The sequence below is a fragment of the Paenibacillus sp. NPDC055715 genome (assembly GCF_053617595.1).
Map to the genome: position 1 here is coordinate 1 of NZ_JBSHGA010000034.1, position 2,029 is coordinate 2,029.

A 2,029-nucleotide genomic window follows, 5' to 3' on the forward strand; every position below is an offset into this window, starting at 1 on the left:
GTTACCACCGCCGTTTACTGGCGCTTAAGTTCTCAGCTTCGCCGACCCGAAAGTCAGCTAACCGGTCCCCTTAACGTTCCAGCACCGGGCAGGCGTCAGTCCGTATACATCGCCTTACGGCTTCGCACGGACCTGTGTTTTTAGTAAACAGTCGCTTCTCGCTGGTCTCTGCGGCCACCCCCAGCTCACGGAGTAAATCCGATCACCAGTGATGGCCCCCCTTCTCCCGAAGTTACGGGGGCATTTTGCCGAGTTCCTTAACCATAGTTCACCCGAACGCCTCGGTATTCTCTACCTGACCACCTGAGTCGGTTTAGGGTACGGGCCGCCATGAAACTCGCTAGAGGCTTTTCTCGACAGCATAGGATCATCCACTTCACCACAATCGGCTCGGCATCAGGTCTCAGCCACATGTACGACGGATTTACCTACCGCACGGCCTACACCCTTACCCCGGGACAACCACCGCCCGGGCTGGACTACCTTCCTGCGTCACCCCATCGCTTACCTACTACAAGTCTGGTTCGTCGGCTCCACCACTTTCCTTTCCCCGAAGGGTCCGGAACGGCTTCACGGACTTAGCATCGCCTGATTCGATATTGGGCGTTTCAAAGCGGGTACCGGAATATCAACCGGTTATCCATCGACTACGCCTGTCGGCCTCGCCTTAGGTCCCGACTTACCCTGGGCAGATCAGCTTGACCCAGGAACCCTTAGTCAATCGGCGCACACGTTTCTCACGTGTGTATCGCTACTCATGCCTGCATTCTCACTCGTGAACCGTCCACAACTCGCTTCCGCGGCTGCTTCACCCGGCACACGACGCTCCCCTACCCATCACAGCGGGCGTTGGCCCTATTGCTGCAATGACACGACTTCGGCGGTACGCTTGAGCCCCGCTACATTGTCGGCGCGGAATCACTTGACCAGTGAGCTATTACGCACTCTTTCAAGGGTGGCTGCTTCTAAGCCAACCTCCTGGTTGTCTCTGCGACTCCACATCCTTTCCCACTTAGCGTACGCTTAGGGGCCTTAGTCGATGCTCTGGGCTGTTTCCCTCTCGACCATGGAGCTTATCCCCCACAGTCTCACTGCCGCGCTCTCACTTACCGGCATTCGGAGTTTGGCTAAGGTCAGTAACCCGGTAGGGCCCATCGCCTATCCAGTGCTCTACCTCCGGCAAGAAACACACGACGCTGCACCTAAATGCATTTCGGGGAGAACCAGCTATCACGGAGTTTGATTGGCCTTTCACCCCTAACCACAGGTCATCCCCCAGGTTTTCAACCCTGGTGGGTTCGGTCCTCCACGAAGTCTTACCTCCGCTTCAACCTGCCCATGGCTAGATCACTCCGCTTCGGGTCTAGAGCGTGCAACTCAAACGCCCTATTCGGACTCGCTTTCGCTACGGCTTCCCCACACGGGTTAACCTCGCTACACACCGCTAACTCGCAGGCTCATTCTTCAAAAGGCACGCAGTCACGACGCACCGAGCAAGCTCGATGCGCGACGCTCCCACGGCTTGTAGGCACACGGTTTCAGGTACTATTTCACTCCGCTCCCGCGGTACTTTTCACCATTCCCTCACGGTACTATCCGCTATCGGTCACCAGGGAATATTTAGGCTTAGCGGGTGGTCCCGCCAGATTCACACGGGATTTCTCGGGCCCCGTGCTACTTGGGTGTCTCTCAAACGAGCCGCTGACGTTTCGACTACGGGGGTCTTACCCTCTACGCCGGACCTTTCGCATGTCCTTCGCCTACATCAACGGTTTCTGACTCGCCGACCGGCCGGCAGACCGATCAAGCTCATTCCCACAACCCCGCATGCGCAACCCCTGCCGGGTATCACACGCATACGGTTTGGCCTCATCCGGTTTCGCTCGCCACTACTCCCGGAATCACGGTTGTTTTCTCTTCCTGAGGGTACTGAGATGTTTCACTTCCCCTCGTTCCCTCCACACTGCCTATGTGTTCAGCAGCGGGTGACAGCCCATGACGACTGCCGGGTTTCCCCATTCGGACATCC

1 rRNA gene is annotated in these 2,029 nt (G+C 57.3%); it reads right to left on the reverse strand.

Annotation, left to right across the window (positions count from 1 at the left end):
- Positions 1-2,029, reverse strand: a 23S ribosomal RNA gene (locus ACWGOO_RS22295); the annotation flags it as partial.